At 67.6% G+C, this 18,626-nt stretch carries 18 protein-coding genes; 13 read left to right on the forward strand and 5 right to left on the reverse strand.

Annotation, left to right across the window (positions count from 1 at the left end):
- Positions 1–131 precede the first annotated feature (131 nt).
- Complete coding sequence (locus AC3WOH_RS31680; RefSeq protein WP_492233312.1) at positions 132–578, reverse strand: universal stress protein; 447 nt, start codon at positions 576–578, stop codon at positions 132–134.
- Positions 579–677: 99 nt separating this feature from the next.
- On the opposite strand from AC3WOH_RS31680, the gene AC3WOH_RS31685 reads away from it, so the two are divergent.
- The 11 genes from AC3WOH_RS31685 (at position 678) to AC3WOH_RS31735 (ending at position 10,810) form a co-directional block, all read left to right on the forward strand.
- Positions 678–3,131, forward strand: a complete 2,454-nt coding sequence (locus AC3WOH_RS31685; protein WP_492233313.1) for a heavy metal translocating P-type ATPase — start codon at positions 678–680, stop codon at positions 3,129–3,131.
- Positions 3,131–3,268: a cbb3-type cytochrome oxidase assembly protein CcoS gene (ccoS, locus tag AC3WOH_RS31690; protein ID WP_007860012.1), complete on the forward strand. Its 138-nt coding sequence runs from the start codon at positions 3,131–3,133 to the stop codon at positions 3,266–3,268. Before AC3WOH_RS31685 ends, ccoS begins: the two co-directional genes overlap by 1 nt.
- Positions 3,269–3,330: 62 nt before the next feature.
- Positions 3,331–4,773 carry a cytochrome-c oxidase, cbb3-type subunit I gene (gene ccoN / locus AC3WOH_RS31695; protein WP_492233314.1) on the forward strand — a complete coding sequence of 481 codons (1,443 nt, stop codon included), beginning with the start codon at positions 3,331–3,333 and terminating at the stop codon, positions 4,771–4,773.
- A 27-nt stretch (positions 4,774–4,800) separates the two neighbouring features.
- The gene (gene ccoO, locus AC3WOH_RS31700; protein ID WP_492233315.1) at positions 4,801–5,439 is read left to right on the forward strand and encodes a cytochrome-c oxidase, cbb3-type subunit II; all 639 of its coding nucleotides are present in this window, start codon (positions 4,801–4,803) and stop codon (positions 5,437–5,439) included.
- A 12-nt stretch (positions 5,440–5,451) separates the two neighbouring features.
- Positions 5,452–5,589, forward strand: a complete 138-nt coding sequence (locus tag AC3WOH_RS31705; protein WP_184864295.1) for a cbb3-type cytochrome oxidase subunit 3 — start codon at positions 5,452–5,454, stop codon at positions 5,587–5,589.
- A 50-nt stretch (positions 5,590–5,639) separates the two neighbouring features.
- A complete protein-coding gene (gene ccoP / locus AC3WOH_RS31710; protein ID WP_492233316.1) occupies positions 5,640–6,563 on the forward strand; it encodes a cytochrome-c oxidase, cbb3-type subunit III in 924 nt (307 codons plus the stop codon).
- A gap of 110 nt (positions 6,564–6,673) precedes the next feature.
- A complete protein-coding gene (gene ccoG / locus AC3WOH_RS31715; RefSeq protein WP_492233317.1) occupies positions 6,674–8,131 on the forward strand; it encodes a cytochrome c oxidase accessory protein CcoG in 1,458 nt (485 codons plus the stop codon).
- 45 nt (positions 8,132–8,176) lie between these two features.
- Complete coding sequence (locus AC3WOH_RS31720) at positions 8,177–8,458, forward strand: FixH family protein (RefSeq protein WP_492233318.1); 282 nt, start codon at positions 8,177–8,179, stop codon at positions 8,456–8,458.
- A gap of 47 nt (positions 8,459–8,505) precedes the next feature.
- Positions 8,506–8,799: a hypothetical protein gene (locus tag AC3WOH_RS31725; protein ID WP_492233319.1), complete on the forward strand. Its 294-nt coding sequence runs from the start codon at positions 8,506–8,508 to the stop codon at positions 8,797–8,799.
- Between the two features lie 197 nt (positions 8,800–8,996).
- Positions 8,997–9,755, forward strand: coding sequence for a helix-turn-helix transcriptional regulator (locus AC3WOH_RS31730; RefSeq protein WP_492233320.1), 759 nt, complete (start codon positions 8,997–8,999; stop codon positions 9,753–9,755).
- Positions 9,756–9,838: 83 nt separating this feature from the next.
- Positions 9,839–10,810, forward strand: a complete 972-nt coding sequence (locus AC3WOH_RS31735) for a hypothetical protein (protein ID WP_492233321.1) — start codon at positions 9,839–9,841, stop codon at positions 10,808–10,810.
- Positions 10,811–10,861: 51 nt separating this feature from the next.
- Here the strand turns inward: AC3WOH_RS31735 and AC3WOH_RS31740 are convergent, their stop codons facing one another.
- Positions 10,862–11,854 (reverse strand): MBL fold metallo-hydrolase, encoded by a 993-nt coding sequence (locus AC3WOH_RS31740; RefSeq protein ID WP_492233322.1) that lies wholly within the window; start codon positions 11,852–11,854, stop codon positions 10,862–10,864.
- A gap of 38 nt (positions 11,855–11,892) precedes the next feature.
- Positions 11,893–12,576, reverse strand: coding sequence for a glutathione S-transferase family protein (locus AC3WOH_RS31745; RefSeq protein ID WP_492233323.1), 684 nt, complete (start codon positions 12,574–12,576; stop codon positions 11,893–11,895).
- A 99-nt stretch (positions 12,577–12,675) separates the two neighbouring features.
- Here AC3WOH_RS31745 and AC3WOH_RS31750 point away from each other — a divergent pair, with 99 nt between their 5' ends.
- Positions 12,676–13,605 carry a LysR family transcriptional regulator gene (locus AC3WOH_RS31750; protein WP_492233325.1) on the forward strand — a complete coding sequence of 310 codons (930 nt, stop codon included), beginning with the start codon at positions 12,676–12,678 and terminating at the stop codon, positions 13,603–13,605.
- Here AC3WOH_RS31750 and iaaH read toward each other — a convergent pair.
- A complete protein-coding gene (gene iaaH, locus AC3WOH_RS31755; protein WP_492233326.1) occupies positions 13,602–15,158 on the reverse strand; it encodes an indoleacetamide hydrolase in 1,557 nt (518 codons plus the stop codon). The genes AC3WOH_RS31750 and iaaH overlap by 4 nt on opposite strands.
- 212 nt (positions 15,159–15,370) lie before the next feature.
- Between iaaH and AC3WOH_RS31760 the strand changes: the two genes are divergently transcribed.
- Entirely contained in the window at positions 15,371–16,228 is an 858-nt protein-coding gene (locus AC3WOH_RS31760) for a hypothetical protein (protein WP_492233327.1), read from the forward strand.
- Positions 16,229–16,267: 39 nt separating this feature from the next.
- Here AC3WOH_RS31760 and AC3WOH_RS31765 read toward each other — a convergent pair whose 3' ends face one another.
- A complete protein-coding gene (locus AC3WOH_RS31765) occupies positions 16,268–18,607 on the reverse strand; it encodes a cytochrome P450/oxidoreductase (protein ID WP_492233329.1) in 2,340 nt (779 codons plus the stop codon).
- Positions 18,608–18,626 lie beyond the last annotated feature (19 nt).

The following is an 18,626-nucleotide window of genomic DNA, read 5'->3' on the forward strand; positions in this document are numbered from 1 at the left end:
TTTTCTTGGCCTACCTTCTTTTGACGAAGCAAAAGAAGGTAGGTGCGCCGCCGGGCGCACATCCCGGCCTCCGCCCTCAATCAGAGCATGGAGCAACCATGCGTCGCAAGCGTTGAACAGGAAGTAAAGAGCTACCTCAACACCAAAACAGGAATGTGCGAATGGGTCAGCACATGCTGCGTCTCACTCCCCATCAACATCCGCTTCACCCCCTTGCGCCCATGCGACGCCATCACAATCAAATCCGCCTTGTGCTTCTTGGCCGCAGCGATGATCGCCTCGGCCACCAGGTCGGACTTGCTCACCACAGCCTTCACCGTGATGCCACGCGCCTTGCCCCGCGCCTGCACGGCGTCGACCAGGGACTGGGCCGCGTCGTTCCACTGCTGCTCGATGCGCTTCACATCGGCCAGCTCCACGGACACGCCGCCCTCGAAGTAACTGCGTGGGTAGCGCGGCACGACCTTGAGCGCGATGGCGGTGGCGCCGGACAGTTCCGCCAGTGCCAGACCATGGTCCACGGCCTTTTCGGACAGGGTGGAGCCGTCGGTGGCGATCAGAATGCGTTGGTAGTACATGGTGGTCTCCTTGTAGATACCGCAAGCGTACGGACCATGATGTTCCTCGCCTTGATCCAGGTCAACCCGCCAACCCTGCTGCGGCGATAGGCTTGAGCCATGTCAAATGCCGCACCCACCATCTGCGCAGAGGTACCAGGCTTGCCGGTGGACTCTTCACAAGCGCAGCACCCCACCATGCTGCTCGACGATCCGCAGGAATGGGCGTCCTTCGGCCGCCCCTGCACCCCCAGCGGCGCACCTGCGGAATTGCCGGCTGGCACCGCGCCGCAGGAGGCCCCCGCATGGGAATCGCATGTGGTGCTGTCGGGCATGCACTGCGCGGCCTGCGCGCTCACCATCGAGGACGCGCTGCGCAGCGTGCCCGGCGTGCTGGCCGCCGACGTGAGCGCCACCACCCACCGCGCGCGCATCGTGTGGCAGCCGGCGCAGGTGGTGCCTTCGGGCTGGATGGCGGCCGTGGCCCGCGCGGGCTACCAGGCGCTGCCGGCGGTGGATGCGTTCGCGCGCACCCAGCGCCAGCAGGACAACCGGCGCGCGCTGTGGCGCTGGCTGGTGGCGGGCTTTTGCATGATGCAGGTGATGATGTACGCATGGCCCGCCTATGTGGCGCAGCCGGGCGACCTGTCGCAGGAGATGGAGACCCTGCTGCGCTGGGCCTCGTGGGTCATTACGCTGCCGGTGGTGTGCTTTGCCTGCGGGCCCTTCTTCACCAGCGCGCTGCGCGACGTCCGCCTGCGCCGCGTGAGCATGGACCTGCCCGTCGCGCTGGGCATGGCCATCACCTTTGCCGTGAGCACGGCGGGCACCTTCGACCCTGCGGGCCTCTTCGGCAAGGAGGTGTTCTACGACTCGCTCACCATGTTCGTGTTCTTTCTGCTCACCGGCCGCTGGCTGGAGCTGCGCCTGCGCGACCGCACGGCCGGTGCGCTGGAGGCGGTGATGAACCGCTTGCCCGACAGTGTGGAGCGGCGCAGTGCCGATGGGCTCACCTTCACCCGTGTGGCCACGCGCCGCCTGGCCGTGGGCGATGTCATCCGTGTGCTGCCGGGCGAAGCCTTTCCGGCCGATGGCCGCATCACCGAGGGCTGCACCCAGGCCGACGAGGCCCTGCTCACCGGCGAGTCCACGCCCGTGGCGCGGCCCCTGGGCAGCGCCGTGGTGGCCGGCAGCTACAACCTGCAGGCAGCGGTGCAGGTGCGTGTGGAGGGCGTGGGCGGCGCCACGCGCTTTGCACAAATCGTGGCGCTGATGGAAAGCGCATCGCTGCAAAAGCCGCGCCTGGCGCAGTTGGCCGACCGCGTGGCGCGGCCCTTCCTCATCGCCGTGCTGGTGGCCGCCGTGCTGGCCGCTGCGTACTGGTGGCCCAGCGACCCGGGCCATGCGCTCATGGTGGCGGTGGCCGTGCTCATCGTCACCTGCCCGTGCGCGCTGTCGCTGGCCACGCCGGTGGCCATGCTCACCGCCGCGGGCACGCTGGCGCGCCACGGCCTGCTGGTGCGCAACCTGCAGGGGCTCGAAGCGCTGGCCGCGGTGGACACCGTCGTGTTCGACAAGACCGGCACGCTCACGCGCGACGGCATGGCGCTGCAAACCGTGCACACATCCATTGCCGGCCTGGCGCACAGCGATGCGCTGGCGCTGGCCGCCGCGCTGGCACGCCAGTCGGTGCACCCGGCATCGCGCGCACTGTGCGCGGCCGCGCCTGCAGACGCGGGGCGGTGGGTGGCCACGCAGGTGGTCGAGGAGGCCGGCAGGGGGCTGACCGCCACCGTGAGCGATGCCCAGGGTGCCGCTGCCCCGCGCCGGCTGCGCCTGGGCTCTGCACGCCATGCGGGCGTGGATGCCGGGGAGGAGGGCGCCGAGGGCACCACCCTGCAGGTCGTGCTGTCCGAAGAGGTGGACGGGCAGGGTACGGCCGTGGAACTGGCCCGCTTCACCCTGGCCGAGCAATTGCGGCCCGAGGCGCGCGCCGTGCTGCAGGCCCTGCAGCACGAGGGCGTGGCCGTGCACATGCTCTCGGGCGACCGCATGGCATCGGTGCGGCGCGTGGCCGCGCAGGCCGGCATCGCGCAGGCCCAGGGCGACTGCACGCCAGCCGGCAAGCTGGCTGCACTGCAGATGCTGCAGTCCCAGGGGCGCCACGTGGCCATGGTGGGTGACGGGCTCAACGACGGGCCGGTGCTCGCCGGTGCCCATGTGTCCTTTGCCTTCGGCAGCGCGGTGCCGCTGGCGCGCGCGCAGGCCGACTTCGTGGTGCTGGGCGCCAGCCTGGCGCTGGTGCCCGAGGCCCTGCTGCTGGCGCGCAGAACCCTGCGCGTGGTGCGCCAGAACCTGTGGTGGGCGGCGCTCTACAACGCGCTGTGCGTGCCGCTGGCGGTGCTCGGGTACATGCCGGCCTGGCTCGCCGGCCTGGGCATGGCGGCCAGCTCGCTGCTGGTGGTGCTCAATGCCTCGCGCCTGGCGCGGCTGCCGGGCGAGAAGCTGCTGGCGCAGGGGGGCGCACAGGCCCCCGTGCCAGGCCTTGCGCCCACCGCGCTGGAGGCCGTGTGATGGACATCCTGTACCTGCTGATCCCCCTGTCCGTGGTGCTGGTCCTGCTGATCCTGGCGGGCCTGTGGTGGGCTGTGTACCGCGGCCAGTTCGAGAGCGTGGAGCAAGAGGGCGAGCGCATTCTCAGGAACGATTGACATGCGTCAATACCCGCCGGGCCCCTCTGCGGGAGACTCTTTACAACACAAAGAGGTGCCCGATGGATTCAACTCACAACACAGCTGCAGCGCACTACAACGACACCGTCGTGCGGCAGTTTTCTATCATGGCAGTGGTATGGGGGGTGGTGGGCATGCTGGTGGGCGTCATCATCGCCGCCCAGCTCGCCTGGCCTGAACTCAACCTCGGCATTCCCTGGCTCAGCTACGGGCGCCTGCGGCCGCTGCACACCAATGCCGTCATCTTCGCCTTTGGCGGCTGCGCGCTGTTCGCCACCAGCTACTACGTGGTGCAGCGCACCTGCCAGGTGCGGCTGTTCGCCGGGCCGCTGGCGGCCTTCACCTTCTGGGGCTGGCAGCTCGTCATCGTGGCGGCGGCCATCAGCCTGCCGCTGGGCTACACCTCAGGCAAGGAATACGCCGAGCTCGAATGGCCCATCGACATCCTGATCACGCTGGTCTGGGTGTCCTACGCCATCGTGTTCTTCGGCACGGTGGGCATGCGCAAGGTGCGCCACATCTACGTGGCCAACTGGTTCTTCGGCGCCTTCATCCTGGCCGTGGCCATCCTGCACCTGGTCAACAGCGCGGCGGTGCCCGCCGGCTGGATGAAGAGCTACTCGGCCTACGCCGGCGTGCAGGACGCCATGGTCCAGTGGTGGTACGGCCACAACGCGGTGGGCTTCTTCCTGACCGCGGGCTTCCTGGGGATGATGTACTACTTCATCCCCAAGCAGGCCGGCCGCCCGGTGTACAGCTACCGCCTGTCCATCGTGCACTTCTGGGCGCTGATCTTCACCTACATGTGGGCCGGCCCGCACCACCTGCACTACACCGCGCTGCCCGACTGGACGCAATCGGTGGGCATGGTGTTCTCGCTGATCCTGCTGGCGCCCAGCTGGGGCGGCATGATCAACGGCGTGATGACCCTGTCGGGCGCCTGGCACAAGCTGCGCGACGACCCCATCCTGCGCTTCCTGATCGTGTCCCTGTCGTTCTACGGCATGTCCACCTTCGAGGGCCCGATGATGTCCATCAAGACCGTCAACGCCCTGAGCCACTACACCGACTGGACCGTGGGCCACGTGCACTCCGGCGCCCTGGGCTGGGTGGGCCTGATCTCCATGGGTTCGCTCTACTACCTGGTGCCGCGCCTGTTCGGCCGCGACAAGATGTACTCGGTCAAGGCCATCGAGCTGCACTTCTGGATGGCCACCGTCGGCATCGTGCTGTACATCGCCGCGATGTGGATCGCTGGCGTCATGCAGGGCCTGATGTGGCGCGCGGTCAACCCCGACGGCACGCTCACCTACACCTTCGTCGAGAGCGTCAAGGCCACCTACCCCTTCTACGTGGTGCGCCTGCTGGGCGGCCTCTTGTACCTGGGCGGCATGGTGGTCATGGCCTGGAACACCTGGGCCACCGCCATCGCCGGCCGCTCGAGCAAGGTGGCCATCCCCGCAGTGCACGCGGCCCACGCCTGAGCAGACGCCGTACGGAGAGCTTTGACCATGTCTGACAACAAGATTCCCGCGACAACCACCCCTGGCTTCAGCCACGAAAAGGTGGAGACCAACAACTTTTTGATGATCGTGCTGATCCTGCTGGTGATCGCCATTGGCGGCCTGGTGGAGATCGTGCCCCTGTTCTTCCAGAAGTCCACCACCGAGGCCGTCAAGGGCGTGGAGCCCTATACCGCCACGCAGCTCATCGGGCGCGACGTGTACATCCGCGAGGGCTGCTACAACTGCCACTCGCAGATGATCCGCCCCTTCCGCGCCGAGACGCTGCGCTACGGCCACTACTCGGTGGCCGGCGAATTCGTCTACGACCACCCCTTCCAGTGGGGCAGCAAGCGCACCGGCCCCGACCTGCACCGCGTGGGCGGCAAGTACAGCGACGAGTGGCACCGCATCCACCTGAACAACCCGCGCGACGTGGTGCCCGAGTCCAACATGCCCGCCTACCCCTGGCTGGAGAAGACCCCGGTCGACCCCGCCGTGGCCGCACCCCGCATGAAGGCCCTGCGCACCGTGGGCGTGCCCTACACCGACGCGCAGATCGCCGACGCGGCCGCCGAGCTCAAGGGCAAGACCGAGATGGACGCCCTGGTGGCCTACCTGCAGGTCATGGGCCGCGCGCTCAAGTAAGGAGTTTTGAAAATGGACATCACCACCATGCGCATCGTTGCCACGCTGGCCTCGTTGGTCTGCTTCATCGGCATCTGGGTCTGGGCCTACCTGGGCAGCAACAAGGACCGCTTCGACGAAGCGGGGCGCGTGCCCTTCGAGCACGAATGACCGCCCGGCGCAGCAAGAACAACGACAACAACCCATGAAGAGAGCACCCCATGAGTGACTTCACCAGCAATTTCTGGTCGGTCTTCGTGACCGCCGTGACCCTGGGCGGCATCGTCGCCTGCGGGCTCCTGCTGTGGATGGCTGGCCGCAAGAAGGTCGCCGCCACCAGCGACAACACCACCGGCCACGTCTGGGACGAAGACCTGGTGGAGATGAACAACCCCCTGCCGCGCTGGTGGGTGTGGCTGTTCGTCATCACCATTGTCTTCGGCCTGGCCTACCTGGCTGCCTACCCGGGGCTGGGCACCTTTGCCGGCAAGCTCGGCTGGACCCAGCTGGGCGAGTACCAGAACGAGATGGATAAGGCCAAGGCCGAGCTGGCCCCGCTGTACGCCCGCTTTGCCGACATGAAGCCCGAAGACATGGCGCGCGACCCGCAGGCCCATGCCATCGGCGAGCGTCTGTTCATGAACAACTGCGCGCAGTGCCATGGCTCCGACGCGCGCGGCAGCAAGGGCTTTCCCAACTTGGCCGACGGCGATTGGCTGCACGGCGGCACGCCCGACAAGATCCGCGAGACCATCACGCAGGGCCGTACCGGTGTCATGCCCCCCATGGCCGCCGCAGTGGGCTCGCCCGAGGACGTGCGCAATGTCTCGCACTATGTGCTGAGCCTGTCGGGCAGCCCGCACGACTCGCTGCGCGCATCGCTGGGCAAGTCCAAGTTCAGCGCCTGTGCCGCCTGCCACGGCATGGACGGCAAGGGCAACGCCGCCCTGGGCGCCCCCAACCTCACCGATGACGTGTGGCTGCACGGCTGGGGCGAGGCCGCCATCACCGCCATGATCAACAACGGCAAGACCAACCAGATGCCGGCCCAGGCCGAGAAGCTGACGGAAGCCCAGATCAAGGTGCTGGCGTCCTATGTCTGGAGCCTCTCAAACAGCGGCGCCTCTCCCGCCGCCGCGCAATGAGCTGAACCCTGCGCCTCCGGCCCCGCCACCACGGCAGGGCCAGGGGCGCGCCAGGCCGGCCGCAAGCCCATAACAGGCATTGCCCCAGGCCACCCCTTTCGAGAATTGCCATGAAGCCACCCAGCGGGCCCGCCCGCAAGGTCATTCCCATCACCCCGGTTGCTGCCGGGCCTGCAGGCACCACGGACGCCGCGGCCGAAGTCGTTTCGCTCTATGAAGCGCAGAAGAAGATCTACCCGCGCTCCATCAGCGGCAGCTTCGCGCGCTGGCGCTGGGCCATGGTGGCCCTGACCCAACTGGTGTTCTACGTGGTGCCCTGGCTGCAGTGGGGCGAGCGGCAGATGGTGCTGTTCGACCTGGGCGCGCGGCGCTTCTACCTGTTCGGCTACGTGCTGTACCCGCAGGACTTCATCTACCTCACCGGCCTGCTCATCGTCAGCGCGCTGTCGCTGTTTCTGTTCACCGCCGTGGCGGGGCGCCTGTGGTGCGGCTTTGCCTGCCCGCAGACGGTGTACACCGAGATGTTCATGTGGATCGAGCACAAGGTCGAGGGCGAGCGCAGCGCCCGCCTGCGCCTGGACGCAGGCCCCTGGACCTGGGAGAAGCTGCGCAAGAAGGCGCTCAAGCAGTTGCTGTGGGTCGGCCTCGCGCTGTGGACGGGCTTCACCTTCGTGGGCTACTTCGTGCCCATCCGCGCACTGGGCGCCGAGCTGCTGGCGCTGCAGGGCAGCTGGCAGATCTTCTGGGTGCTGTTCTATGGCTTCGCCACCTATGGCAATGCGGGCTATATGCGCGAGCAGGTGTGCAAGTACATGTGCCCGTATGCGCGCTTTCAGAGCGCCATGTTCGACCGCGACACCCTCATCGTGACCTACGACAACGCGCGTGGCGAACCCCGCGGCCCGCGCAGCAAGGCCGTGGACCCCAAGGTCAGCGGCCTGGGCGACTGCATCGACTGCACCCTGTGCGTGCAGGTCTGCCCCGTGGGCATCGACATCCGCAATGGCCTGCAGTACGAATGCATAGGCTGCGGCCTGTGCGTGGACGCCTGCAACACCGTGATGGACAAGATGCGCTACCGGCGCGGGCTGATCCGCTTTTCCACCCAGAACGCCGTGGCCGCGCGCTGGAGCGGTGCACAGATGCTGCGCCGCGTGCTGCGCCCCCGCGTGCTGGTGTACGGCGCCATCCTGCTGGCGCTGTGCCTGGGCCTGGCCGCCAGCCTGGTGCTGCGCACCCCGTTCAAGGTAGACGTGGTGCGCGACCGTGCCGCGCTCTCGCGCATCGTCGCGGGCGGCCAGCTCGAGAATATCTACCGCCTGCAGATCATGAACGCCACCGAGTCCGGCCAGCGCTACCGCATTGGCGCGCACGGGCTCGATGGCCTCAGGGTCGCGTCCGAAGCCGAGGTCGACATCGGCGCCGCCGAATCCCGCTGGGTCGCCGTGCGCCTGCAGATCCCCTACGGTTCGGCCACGCCTGGCTCGCACCCCGTGCAGTTCGAGATCGAGGCCCTGGGCGGCGGCGGCCATGTCACCGAGAAATCGGTGTTTCTGGTGCCGCGCTGACCGGATCCACCCCCCGACTACCTCACATTTTTCAGGATGACCCACATGCCTTCATCTCCCTCCATCGCCGCTGCACCCGTCACCGCCCCCTGGTGGAAGTTCGGCCATGTCTGGCTGGTCATCTCCGGCCCGGCCATCGTCGTCGTCGCGGGCTTTGTCACTTTGTGGCTGGCCGTATCGAGCCCTGACCCTGTGGTGGCCGAGGACTACTACCAGCAAGGCATCGAGATCAACAAGACCCTGGGCGACAAGGCCCGCAGCAGCATGGCCCCGGCCGTCAAGGGCCGCAACCATGCAGCCACACCAGAGCAGGACAAACCCCGCTGACCGCTGGCGGTGTGCGCCGCCAAAGCCCCAAACAAGGAGACACCCCCATGCTGCGCCAACGCCTGATGTGGATTGCCTGGCCCGCCTTTCTGATGGCGGGCGTGCTGGAGATGCTGGTCTTCGCCGTCGTGGACCCGCAGGACATGCACTGGTTCGGCGGCCAGGCCCTGGCCCTGTCGCGCGAGGGGGTCTACACCCTCGCGTTCTTTGTGTTCTGGCTGGTCACCATGGCGTCGAGCGCGCTCACCACCTTGCTGGCCATGTCGCCGTTCGAGCTCAACCGCTGCCCGGTGCCCGTGACCGAGCGGCCTGCGGATTGCGCCCGGCATCACCAACCCTGAGCTGTCGGGGCAAAGGGCTACCCGCTTAGAGCGGATAACAAAACTCAGCGAAGCGGTTCTGGCAAGGCGCAGCAACGACGCCAGAAGAGTTTTGTTAGCCGCTCTTAGGGAAAGCGAGCCTGGCACGGCTCTTGAATGCGCACAGGGATCTCCCTACAGTAGCGGGCGGGCCATGCCGGCCCGTCACCCCTGCCGCCATGTACCTGAGCCAAGCCCGCGTCGAGAAACTGTCCCGCCTCATGGGCCGGCTGGAGGCCGCCGACCTGCCCGGCAGCGCAGCCCTGCGGCTGGCCGTGGGCGAGGACCTGCTGGACCTGTTGCAGGCCGACCATTTCGCCTCCTACACCTGGGACGATGCGGCTCAGCGCTTTGGCGAGCGCGCCGCCATCCACATGGATGACGCCAACCTGCAGGCCTACGAGGCCTACTACCAGTACCGCGACCCCATCACCCACCAGCTGCGCCAGCGCCGTGCGCCCACCCTGGTCACGCAGATCCTGCCCCAGCAGGAACTCATGAAGACCGAGTTCTTCAACGACTTCCTGGCCCGCGACGGCCTGCACCACGGCGTGAACCTGTTTGCCTGGGATGGCGAGCGCAACCTCGGTGACCTGCGCATCTGGCGCGGCCGCCAGCGCGGACCGTTCGACCGCGACACGCTGGACCTGCTGCGCCTGGTGCAGCCTGCCTTCACCGGTGCGCTGCGTCGGATGCGTGACCGGCCCGCGGCGGAGCCTGTGCCGGTATCACCCGACCCTTGGCAGGGCCTGAGCGGCCGCGCCCGCGAGATCGCCCAGGCCCTGTGCGCGGGCTGGCCCGACAAGAAGATTGCGGCCGAGTTGGGCATTGGCTATTCGACGGTGCGCACCCATGTGGATGCGCTGTTCGAGCGGTTTGGAGTGCATAACCGCACGGAGCTGGTGCAGCGGCTGCTGGGGGCAGGGGCTAGGCATTAGGCTTGAGGGTTGTGCCCTGGGCGCCGATGGCATGGCGCTCACCCTGGCGATAATCCAATCCATTCGTCGCCGAGGGATGTGTCTTGAAAAAACTGATGGTATTGGGGGCTGCCGCATGCGTGGCAATCGGGGCAAGCGCACAGTCTTCCATCCTGCTGGAGGCATGCAACAACATCGCCGACAGCAACAAGCGACTGGCATGCCTGCAAGAACTCATGAACACCCGGCCAGCGGCTGTCCCACAGCCGGATCCCAGCCTGGAGAGGGTGAAGAATGCATTCCTGGGCTTGCAAGGGTCGGTGTCGTCCGGCATTTCCTACGCCGCCTATGCCCAGCAGGTGCAGGAGCCCGCAAGCGCGCTCGGCGTCTACAGAGCCAGCCCCAAGGCGGATGCAGCAGCGATCAGCATGTTCGAGGCCGCTTTGGGGGCCTACAAGGATGCCCAGGAAGTGTGGAGGGCCTCCATCTACGACAGCACGGACGCGGGGGCTTTTGGTCGGATTCTGGACGTTCGACGTTCTGGCCTGGGATCTCTTGTCGTGCTGTATGGACTGCCGGTCACCAGAGTCCTTTTCTCGGAACACCTGCCTGCCCACCTGGCCTTGCCCATCATCTGGCGCCGGGCCAGTGAGCGCACGGACTCCGCGATGCGCAGGATCGCCGAAGCTGGCAATGCGCCGCCGGCTGTAGTGACGAATGCCACAGCCGAGCGAGTGGATACGGCTGGCGCCGCCGAGGGGGTCTGCACGCTGTTCAAGGATGCATCAGCCACCGCGTCTTCCAATCCCCCAGCAGCGAAACCGTTGGAGGAACAGGTCTATCTGCGCGCCGGCCTGAGGTTGAGCAACGCCCTCGTCATCCTGGGCGTCGACAGCGAGTTCGCCAACTCGGAATATCCGGTGGAGGGGGTGCTGGATTCGGTGTGCAAGCAGCCGGTGTCCAGCTTTGGGCAGCTGATGACAGTGCTCAGTAACCTGCGAGGCGACCAGGCAAGGTACGAAGCCACAGTGAGGTACCACGGCACCACATTGACCTTGCCTTTCAAGGTCCGATAGCGGCTGACGGGGCGGGATAGCCCTCTCAACGCGTTTCGGCTATTGCGCTGCTCACTCCCCCGCCCGGTACCGGTAGTCCACCGGCACAAACGCATACTTCCCCTTGCCCTCATTGCGCAGATAGCCCACGCCGGGGTACGGCAGGTGCGCCGCAGCCACCATGCGCCGCTCCTTCGCCAAGCGTGCAAATTGCTGCAGCCGCTGCGCCTTGGCGTCACCGGGCACCACATCGTAGGCGATGGTCACGTCGGGCCGGGGCATCTGCACGGCCTGTACGTGCAGGATGTCGCCGATGAACTCCAGCGCCTCGCCCCGGCTTTGCAGCACAAAGAAGGCGTGCCCGGGCGTGTGCCCCGGGGTGGGGCGTGAGCGGATGCCGGGCACGATGTCCACCGCGCCGGTGAAGGGGCGCACCTGGCCTGATTTCACATACGGCCCGAGGGCGGTGGTGCCTTGCTGGAAGTAGGCCTTGTCGTAGCCGCGCACGCCTTGCTGGTTGCCGGGCGCGAGGAAGAAGTCGACGTCGGCCTTGCCCACATGGATGGTGGCGTTGGGGAACACGCGTTCGCCCTGCGCGTCCACCAGCCCGCCGCTGTGGTCGGTGTGGATGTGGGTGATCAGCACATCGTTGATCTGCGCAGGCGCCACGCCCACGGCTTGGAGGCTGGCCACCAGCTTGCCACCCGCGCCGGGGCCGAAGAAGGCACCGGCACCGGTATCGATCAGCGCCAGGCGGTCACCCGCGTAGACCAGGTAGGCATTGATCGAGGCCTCCACCGGGTTGGCCAGAAAGCCGCGTTGCAGCAACTGGTCGGTCTGCGCGGGCTTCAGGTGCAGCAGGGCATGCAGATCTTGCGGCACAGTGCCATCGGACAGGGCCACCACCTGCACGCCACCCACGCTGAAGCGGTAGAAGCCGGCCTGCTGTGCGGCTGTGGCGGTGGAAGCGGGGGGCGTGGGGGCGGTGCTCTGGGCAAGCGCCAGCACGGGGCCGAGCAGTGATGCAGCGGCGGCCAGGGAAATGAGGGAACGGCGAATCGTCATGGTGTGAGAGAAAAAGAAGTTGGAAACAGCGACAGGGCTCAGGCCACGCGGCCGTGCGGAAACAGCTGCGCCTTGGCATCGGCATCGAGCTCGGTCTTGAAGGTGTGCTTTGTGGCCAGCGCCATCGCTGCGATGGCGGCGGGGCGTGCATTGAGTTCGTCGAAGTGGCGCTTGACGTGCGGGAACTTTGCCCACGCCGCATCGCCCATTAGGTAGGCCAGGCCGCCGCACCAGCCCCAGAGCGACATGTCGACGATGCTGTAGTGGTCATCGCCCAGCACATAGCGGCGCGTGGCCAGCCGGGCGTCGAACAGCGCCCAGTGGCGCTCGGCCTCGAACTGGTAACGGTGCAGCGCGTAGTCCTTCGGCTTGGGCGCGTAGTGCGTGAAGTGCACAGCCTGGCCGGTGAAGGGGCCCAGGCCCGTGGCGGCCAGCATCAGCCACGAAAGCATTTCGGCGCGGCCTGCGGCACCGGGCGCGCCGAGAAAGCGCCCGCTCTTCTCGGCCAGGTGCAGCAGGATGGCGGCGCTGTCGAACACCGTGGCATCGCCATCGGCCAGGGCCGGCACCTTGCCGTTGGGGTTGATGGCGCGAAAGGCGGCGCTGTGCTGCTCGCCTTTCGAGGTATCGACCGGAACCATCCCGTAGGACAGGCCCAGTTCCTCCAGCAGCAGCGCGACCTTGCGCGGGTTGGGGGTGGGGTGGTAATAAAATTGGATCATCTGAAAGCTCGCGACAAGTGCGGTGAAGTGAGGGCGCAACGATAGGCCGCACCGGCACCAGAGCGTGAGTCGGAATTGCCGATAGGAGGTATAGGCACCATGGATATCCGGCGTTCCGATCTGCCGCTGTTGATCTCGCTCGATGCGCTGCTCGACGAACTCAACGTCACGCGCGCGGCACGGCGCCTGAACATCAGCCAGCCCAGCCTGTCGGGCCAGTTGGCCAAGCTGCGCGACCTGTTCGAGGACCCGCTGCTCGTGCCCGCCGAGAATGGCCGCGGCATGGTGCCCACGCACCGCGCGCTGGAGTTGAAACCCCGGCTCAGCGAGGCACTGAACCAGTTGCGCGGAGCGGTGGAATTGGGCGAAAGCTTTGACCCCGCCAGCGCACGCCGCGCCTTCGTGATCGCGGCCAATGACAGCGTGTTCAGCATCCTGGGCCTGCCGGCACTGGGGCGCATCGCCGCCATCGGCAACCCGGAGCTGCGCGTGAGCTTTGTGCCCGCGGCCGATTCCGGCCTGGTGGAGCGCATGGAGCGCGGCGAGGTCGACCTGTACCTGGGCGACGTGGGCAAGGTGCCCGGCCCGCTCAAGTCACGCTACCTGATGGGCGACCGTTTCGAGATGGCGCAGCGCATCGGCCACCCGCGTGGCCCTGCGCCCGCCACGCTCGATGAATACTGCCGTCTGCCGCATGTGCTGGTCTCGCAGGTGGGCCATCCGCACAGCCAGATCGATGAGCTGCTGGCCGCACAGCAGCGCAGCCGCAAGGTGGTCGTCACCGTGCCCAGCTACAACCAGGTGGCGCTGGTGCTAACCCACACCGACTGCGTGGCCACCTTGCCCAGCCAGTTGCTGCGCCGCTACGCGGCCATCCTGGAGATCCTGCCCGTGCCCTTCGAGATACCGGTGTTCAACCTGGCCATGGCCTGGCATGCCCGTGTGCAGGAGGACGCGGGTCACCGCTGGCTGCGCGCGCTGTTCACCGACGCAGTCGCCGAGCCGGCGGGCCCGCCAGCGCCCGGTTAGATCTTCGGCGCCGGCACGCTGCCCAGCAGCTTCTCGATTTCCAGGCCAATCGCCAGCAGCTTGCGGTCGCTGCCCACCGGGCCGTCGAGCTCCAGCCCCACGGGCAGGCCGGCGCTGGTCAGGCCCGCGGGCACCGACAGGCCCGGAATCCCGGCGTTGCTGCCCGGGTCGGTGTTGCGGATGAAGGTGGCGAAGGTGTCCGCATCCGCACCGCCGTTGACCTTGACGGTGGAAGAGCCCTTGGCCTTGTCCATGGGCACGGCCGGCAGCGGTGTGGTCGGGAACAGCAGGGCATCGAAGTTGCCCTGGGCAAAGGTGCTGGCATACAGGGCCTGCAACTGTGGTCGGTGCACGGCCATGGCTTCTGGGTAGGCGGCGCCGAAGGCGTCGGCCTGGATGGCGCCGAAAGCGCCCTGCACGTCGGGGCTGGCCACCTTGGCCGCGACTTCGGCCACCGTCTTCACCGGCGCATTGTTGGCCGCCAGGTAGGCGGGGAGGTCGGCCACAGGCTCGTGCAGTGCGATCTGGAACGACATCTTCTCGTTGAGCGGCATCAGCTGCGCCATGTCCACCTCCACCAGCGTGGCGCCGGCCGCGCGCAGCCTGGCCAGCGCGGCGTTCACCACGGTGGCCAGGGAAGCGTCGAGCCCCGCCCACAGCGGGCGTGGCAGGCCCAGGCGCACACGCGAGAGCGGCAGGGCGGGCAGGCTGGCATCGCCGGTGATCACCGCGTCGAGCAGGGCCACGTCGGCCACGGTGCGGCCCATGGGGCCCACGGTGTCGCGCGTGTGGCTGATGGGCACGACGGCCAGCGGGTCGTGGTAGCGGCGCTCGGCCCCGCCATTGCCCACCGAGGGGCGCAGGCCCACGATGCCGCACAGGGCGGCCGGCACGCGGGTGGAGCCACCCGTGTCCGTGCCCAGGCCGGCCGCCACCATGCGTGCGGCAATGGCCGCGGCCGTGCCGCCCGAAGAGCCACCGGGGATGCGTGTGGGGTCATACGGGTTGCCCACCGGCCCGGCAAAGGGCGACAGGTTGGTGCTGGTGATGCCGAAGGCCAACTCGTGCAGGTTGGCCTTGCCCAGCACGATGGCACCCGCATCGATCAGCTTTTGCAGCGAGGGCGCCGTGCGTGGCGGCTTGAAGCCCTGCAGCGCGGGCGTGCCGCCGGTGGTGGGAAGGTCGGCCGTGTTGATGTTGTCCTTGGCCACGATCACCAGGCCCGCCAGCGGGCCGAGCGCGACGCCCGAGGCGCGTGCCGCGTCGATGCGCCGCGCGGCGGTCAGGGCGCCGGCTTCGTCGAGCGTGATGAGGGCATTGAGTGACTGCAGCGCCCGGGCGCGCGCCGCCAGCGCGGCGACATAGTCCACGGCTTGGAGTTGCCCGCCCTTGATCTGCGCAATGGCCTGGGCAGAGGTCAGCTGGGTGGGGTCCGACGGCGTGGATGCCGTGCTTGCACACGCGGCCAGCCAGGCCGGGGCAGTCAAGGTGCCGGCCAGTGCGCCGGTGTGTTGCAGAAACCGGCGGCGGGGCTGGTGCGAGGGGTGGCTCATGAAGGCGCTCCTGAAGGTCGATGGCATGGAGCCTTCAGGTTATCGGCGCGGCCCGGCCTGCGGTATCCCCAGGATTGAGGAGGGCGTGGCACAGCGGCGTTCGATGGACAAGTTGTCCAGTGCGGCGGGCGCAGGGCTCCCTAGAATCCCTCCACACCGAACGCAGGGCCCGTCGCTGCTGCGCCACCACCATCCAGGGAGCAAACAAAGACATGGACGCCCAAGCCATCGATGGCCATACCCGACAGGACCTGTGGGACCGGTTGGAGCAGGCCGACTATTTCGACTGGTGCCGCAAGGAAGAGCTCAAGCAGCTGAGGGCCCTGTTTTTCGAGGGCAAGGTCGTGGAATCCCCCGACGACTTCATCCGCTGCCGCGAACTGATCTGGAGCCCTTTGCAGGGCGAGGCACACTGGCATGCGGTGATCGAGGCACGCAGCCACTTCAGGGACAGCGAAACCGACGAGCTTCTCCGGTCCGAGGAGTCGGGCAGGGCGTTTGCCGACCCCTTCCTCCACGACCTGCTCAGCCGGGACTCCCAGCCCTATGGCCTGGCTGTTGATGACCACGTCGCTCTGATCCGCTTTCTCGGCTTCGAGCGGCATGCACCGTCCCAAGTAAGCTTGTACCTGGGCGAGTGGATACACGAGAGTGAATTCTGGCTCGCGGGCCAGGCCCGGGGCGAGTACGGCATTGCCGGCCTGACCGACATGTTCACCAGCCGGACCATCGACCTGTTCTACCAGTTGCTGGCGCAGGCCCCGCTGGCGCTCAAGGGCAAGCGCCTGGTCACGACCGAGGAGCACGTCGGGTGGAATGACGACCGGGCAGCGCGGCTGCAGTCCAGCCTGCACGGTTTGTTCAAGAAGATCGACAACTACCGTGTGCCTCACAAGCTCAGCTGCGATCCGGCACCCCGCTTGCGCTTTGCGGAATCCCTGCGCCACGGTGTGGAGGCAGAGGCCACACCGCAGGTGCTGCGCGACGTCTGGGGCCTCTGGAAATCGCTCAAGACCGAAGCGCAGGCCCGGGGCCAGGCCAAGGCCGGCGCCCCAGCCAGGGCCGGTTGAACGCCATGCCCCCATGGGGCAAGGCGTTCGCCCCGCGGGTCACAGGAACAGCACCACCCGTTCCCCCGCAGCCCGCGAGCAGCAGGCCATCATGCGCTGGTTGGCCTGGCGTTCGGTCTTGGTGAGCACCTTGTCACGGTGGTCGATGTCGCCGCCCGCCACCTGCACCTCGCAGGCACCGCACAGGCCCTCGCCGCAGTCGCAGGGCACATCGACCCCGGCTGCCTGCAGCGCCTGCAGCAGGGTCTGGTGGCGCGGCACCTCGATGGTGAGACCCGAGTCCTTGAGCTCGGCGGTGAACGCATGCTCCTTGCTCGGATCGAGCGCCGCGTTGTCGGTGCTGAAGTGCTCGAAGCGCAGCACGCCCTCGGGCCAGTGTTCGGCCAGGGTTTCGAGTTCGGCGATCAGCCGGTCCGGGCCGCAGGCATAGACACGCGTGGTGGCGTCCACCTGCTGCAGCAGGGCGGGGAGGTCCATGCGCGCGCCCTCGGCCTTGATGTGCAGCGTGGCATGGCCGGCATGGTCCTTGAGTACCCGGTCCAATAGCGCCATGTTCTGGCGCGTGCGGCCCGCATAGTGCAGCTCGTACGGCAGGCCCAGGGCCTTGAGCCGGTCGGCCATGGCCAGGATGGGTGTGATGCCGATGCCCGCGGCCAGCAGCACGTGGTGGGCGCCCGCTTCGTCGATGCGGAACAGGTTTTTCGGGCCGGCCAACTGCAATTCGTCGCCCGGCTGCAGGGTGTCGCAGAAGTGGCGCGAGCCGCCGCGGCCCTCTTCCTCGCGCTGCACCACGATCTCGTAGCAGCCCGGGTGCGCGCCCGCGCCGCACAGCGAGTACTTGCGGCGGTGGCCCCCGGCGATCAGGTCGATGTGCGAGCCTGCGGTCCAGGTGGGCAGGGGCGTGCTGCCGGCAGCGGCGATGACGAAGCGGTAGAGGCCATCGCCCTCGGTGATCTTGTCCTTGATGACCACCGCGCGTGCGATGCCGTCCTTGGGCGGTGGACCGATCTGGAACTTGGCCAGCACGGCCTGTGCCTTGTCCGCCTGGCGCTCGGGGTTCTGCAGCGGGTCCCACTGCACCCACAGCGCCGAGGGCCCGCGGAACGAGGTGTTCGACAGGAAATCGAATTGTTGCCCCTCGACCAGCCGGATGTGAGGCAGGCGGCGCACGAACTCTTCGAGGAAGATGCGCATCTGCATGCGACCGATGTTCTTGCCCATGCACTGGTGCGCACCGTAGCCGAAGGTCAGGTGCTCCACCGCGTTCTCGCGGTGCAGGTCCACGCGGTCGGGGTCCTCGAAATGGCTGGCGTCCGCGTTGGCCGAGGCCTGGAACAGCAGCAGCTTGCCGCCCTTGGGAATCTCCACGCCGCCGACCACCGTGTCGCGCATGGCCATGCGCCGCCAGGCGATGATGGAGCCGGCCACCCGCAGGCACTCTTCCACCGCATTGGGGATCAGCGCAGGCTGCGCGCAGATCTCCTCCCAGGCTTCGCGGTGCGACAGCAGGGTCATGAAGGCGTTGGCCGTGGCGTTGGAGGTGGTCTCGTGCGCGGCCGCCAGAATGGCCATCATCATGGAGCGCAGGTAGGACTCGGTCACGATGTCCGGGTGCGCGTGGTGCTGGCGGATGGAGTCGTACATCCAGCCTTCGCCGTCGGGTTGGGCCATCATGGTGTCCAGGATGCCCTGGGCCGTCTGCCAGAAGCGGCCCACGTTGTGGGCGATCTCCAGTTGCTCCTGTGCCGTGGGCCGGCCCCAGGTGTTCAGGGTGTGGGCCACGGCAAAGTGGCGCAGCTGCTCGGCCCCTTCGTCGGGCACGCCCAGGAAGTGCAGCGCAATGGTCAGCGGGATCTCGTAGAACATCTCCGCCACCAGGTCCGCGCGGCCCTTGTCGACAAAACGGTCCATGTACTGGCGCGCCAGGTCGCGGATGGGCTGCTCGTAGTCCATCAGCCGTTCGGGCATGAAGGCGTCCATCAGCAGGCGGCGGCGCGCCATGTGGTCGGGCTCGTCCTCGTTGACCATGGTGCGGTTCATCGCAAAGCCATAGCTCTTGAGGATGTCCATCACCTCCCCGGTGGCGGGCGTGATCTTTTCCAGCGCCACGGAGGGCGAGAACAGGAGGTTGTCGCGGAACACCGCCTTCACGTCCTCGTAGCGCGTCACCACCCAGTAGCCCAGCTCGGGGCTGTAGAACACGGGCTCTTCCTCGCGCGCCCAGCGCACCACCTCGGCCGGGTTCTGCTGGTAGCTGGGGGCAAACGGGTCGAACGCCGCCGCGCGCGCGCTCACCGGGCAACCCGTGGGGCTCTTCAGGGCGGCGGCCATGGCCGCATGGTCGACCGGGCAGCGCGAGGCGTTGGCGGGGGCAGTCATCGTGAATCTCCTTTTGCGT

The sequence above is a fragment of the Acidovorax sp. FW305-C-20-28 genome (genome assembly GCF_058783375.1).